At 47.8% G+C, this 3,384-nt stretch carries 1 protein-coding gene; it reads right to left on the bottom strand.

Going from position 1 to position 3,384, the window contains the following annotated elements:
- Positions 1-148: 148 nt before the first annotated feature.
- The gene (locus CDG79_RS39750; RefSeq protein WP_094346943.1) at positions 149-3,286 is read right to left on the bottom strand and encodes a hybrid sensor histidine kinase/response regulator; all 3,138 of its coding nucleotides are present in this window, start codon (positions 3,284-3,286) and stop codon (positions 149-151) included.
- Between the last annotated feature and the right edge of the window lie 98 nt (positions 3,287-3,384).

The raw sequence follows: 3,384 nt of genomic DNA, 5'->3' as shown, positions 1-3,384 counted from the left end.
CTTTTTAGAGAGTTCAAAGATTTTCATGGCTGCATCAAATGCCATTTGATAAACTTTCAAGTCTTGATGATTTTTAATTGGTTCTTTTTCCATCTCCATCTACTCCTTTACTCCTCTACTCCCCTGCCCCTCTGCTCCCTGCCTTATCTCAGGTATGAACTAGTTCAGCGATCGCGGCGAGGAAATTTTGTTCTGAATAGGGTTTGGTCATGTAAGCTTTTGCTCCTAGAGCTAAAGCTAATTGGCGGTGCTTCTGTCCGCTGCGGGTAGTCAGCATCACCACAGGAATCCCTGACAAACGCTCGTCTTGGCGACGGTGTTCTAAAAACTCAAATCCATTCATCTGCGGCATTTCAATGTCACAAATCACTAAATCAACATCACCGTGTTGCAGGATTTGCGCGATCGCCTCTCGACCATCGGCTGCTTGCAACACTTGATAATGGGCTTTCTGGAGCGTCTGCACCAAACTTTGCCTTTGTACAACCGAATCTTCCACCACTAACACCATCAGTCGGTTAGGTTGAGCAACGGCTGTATTGACTTCCATCGGCTGTTGCTGCGGTTGCGTTATCGTTAAGGTTTGCTGCCCCTCTAGAGTCAGAACAGGCTCAGGCGCAGGCAATAGTTTAGTTGCAAGACTTGATGCTGGGGAAGTCGGCATCATATCTGTCTCCCAAGTTTGCCGAACTAACTCCAACGGGTCAACGATTAGGGTAAGACTACCATTTCCCAACACACTGTAGCCTTGGATGTAACTAGGTAAAGTCAGGACTCTGCCGAGGGATTTAATTACTAATTCCTGCTCGACTAAAATCTGATCGACTTGCAAACACAAGTATTGGTGCTCTGTTTCCAACAGCAGCAGAGGTTCGACAGTGTTCCGTTGTTTGACTGGAAAAGGACTGAGGTTTAAATTGTGGTCTTGGGTGAATAAAGGATATTTGTAATCCAGCAAATTGGCAAGCGGGCGGATGGGAACTAGTTGCTGACTTTGCCCTTCTCCCCACTGCCAGAATTTTTGGCTGCCTTGCCCGTGTAAAGATTGCTGGACTTGAATCTGCTCTGGCTGCGGTAATAAAACCTGGCTAATTCCTTCAGACAGCAAGCCATAAGTAATACCTTGAGATTGACAAACGAGCAAGCGTGCTGTTGTCAAGCTCAGAGGCAATTGCAGGATGAAGGTGGTTCCCTGCCCTGAAAGCGATCGCACCACAATCGAACCTTGTAAAGTTTGCAATTGAGTGCGAACGACATCTAAGCCGATACCACGCCCAGATAACTCACCAATCTGGTTGGCGGTAGAAAAGCCTGGTTCAAATAATAAATCTGCCAGTTGGTCTTCTGAGGCGTAGGCGGCTTGTTCGGGAGTCAGCAGGTGTTTTTCTATCGCTCGCTGACGAATGGCTTCCCAGTTTAAGCCTCGACCATCATCCCGTACCTCAATAGTAGTGCGGTTGCCTTGATGATAAGCTTGAATTGTAATTGTTCCGGTTTCTGGTTTACCTTGCTGGCGGCGGGTTTCTACCGGTTCAATGCCGTGATCGAAGGCATTGCGAATCATGTGCAGCAAGGGATCGTACAGCTGCTCAGAAATGGCTTTATCCACCAGTACCTTCGTACCGCCAAGCTTGAGTTCAACAGGCTTATGATAAGTTGCTACCATCTGTTGCAGGAGGCGGGGAAATCGATTCAACACTGTTCCCAGTGAAACCATTCTGGCTTGCAGCAAATCTTCCTGCGCTCCTGAAAGCAGTTGCTTGCGCTTTCCGAGACTGAAGCGAGATTGCTGAACTAAGGAATTAACAGCCTCAATCTGTTCTCCTAATTGCACCATGTCTTCTGTAAGATTTTGCAGGAGAATGTGCAACTCGCTATAATTATCCATTTCTAAGGCATCAAAATTGGATTGTGCCTCGGTAGCAGAGATAACTGAGCGGGGAGATACATGCATGTGTCGCTGCTTGCGTTCGGGAAGCAGCAGATGTCGATCCGACCAAGTAAAAACTTTACTAAGTTGTTGTTGACAGTACAAAAACTGTAGTAGAGTGTCTTGGGCTGCTTTCTGGATGTGGTTAGATTGCAGGTTTTGTTGGTTTTCGCTGATTAGCAATTCCCCAATTGTATGGCTGAGGCGATCGAGTTGTTCGATCGCGACTCGGATACTGGGAAGTGATGGCGATGACTGAGGCTGGAGGCTTGGCGCTGGTGGTGGAGAGGCTGGCCGATCTGAGTCTGAGTATCGGCAGGATGTCTCTGGATCTCCGATCCAGATTGACTGTAATATCCGCTCTATGGCAGAGGGGAATACTACCGAATCCTGAGAAATCGGTGCTAGTACCTCCGGTGCTTTCGCTACGGAGTTATCATTCCGCTTCGGGAAAAACGACCAAATTGATTCCGCTTCGCTGGCACTGAGGAGGGGGGATGGCTTATTCTCAGTTGTAGTCGTTTGTGTTGGTTGGGCAGCGAGCGCAACTGGCTGCCTTTGCGGTTCTGGGATAGGAATGGTTATTCCTGCCCATTCTCGCAATTGTGGAGATATCTCTCCCCCTTGAGTGCGATCGCCTGCAAGTACTGCTGCTTGGGCTGCTTTAAAATTTTCTAAAGCCACCTGAGCGATTTCCAGTACTTTGTCTGGATGTGCTTTGAGCGCGTTTAGGGTCGCCTGGGCAATTTCTTCCAATCCAGATAAGCCATAAGATGCTGCTAGTTCAGCAAAAAATTCGGCTTGGGAGTTGAGTGTTGTTTGAATTTGTTGCGGATCTTGGCTTTGGATGTCAGCTTCCAACTGTTGCAAATCCTGGAGTACACTCCCGGAAAAGATTGACTCTACCACATCAAAGCCAAGTTCTTCCGAACTGGGAAGCAGAGCCTCGCGACCAAAAAAGTCGCCTAGTTTATGTTGAAGTTGGGCAAAGATTGAGGCAGTTCGATCGAGTATTTCTGCCTCATTGCAGGATAAGCCCATCAAGGCTGCACTCAATGGAGTTCGCAGGCACTCATAAGCATCTAGAAGCAAAGCACCCAATTCTGGATCGATTTCCAGTTCTGGAGCGTATAACGCTTGGAATACATCTTCCAAATGATGGGCAATTGTCTTAATAGTTTCTTGCCCAACACTGGCAGCACTCCCTTTGATAGTATGGGCGCTTCGCATCAAAGCATGAACTTTTTCTATTGTTTTTTCATCAAGTAGACCGATCAGATTCTGCTCAATGGTTTGCAACAACTCTGCCGCTTCCGCAAGAAAAGCCTGCTCTTGATTACTGGGATCGGGGTTCATAATACGCTTGGTGTCAAGGAGATTTATCTGTTAAGGCAGGCAGGGGGAGCAGGGGAGGCAGGGGAGCAGAGGAGAGTTGTTTCTCCCCTGCCCCTCTG

Origin of the sequence: Nostoc sp. 'Peltigera membranacea cyanobiont' 232 (assembly GCF_002245985.1) — a bacterium.
GTDB lineage: Bacteria > Cyanobacteriota > Cyanobacteriia > Cyanobacteriales > Nostocaceae > Nostoc.
The sequence above is the reverse complement of the archived record's forward strand: the minus strand, read 5'-3'. Positions and strand labels throughout refer to the sequence as shown.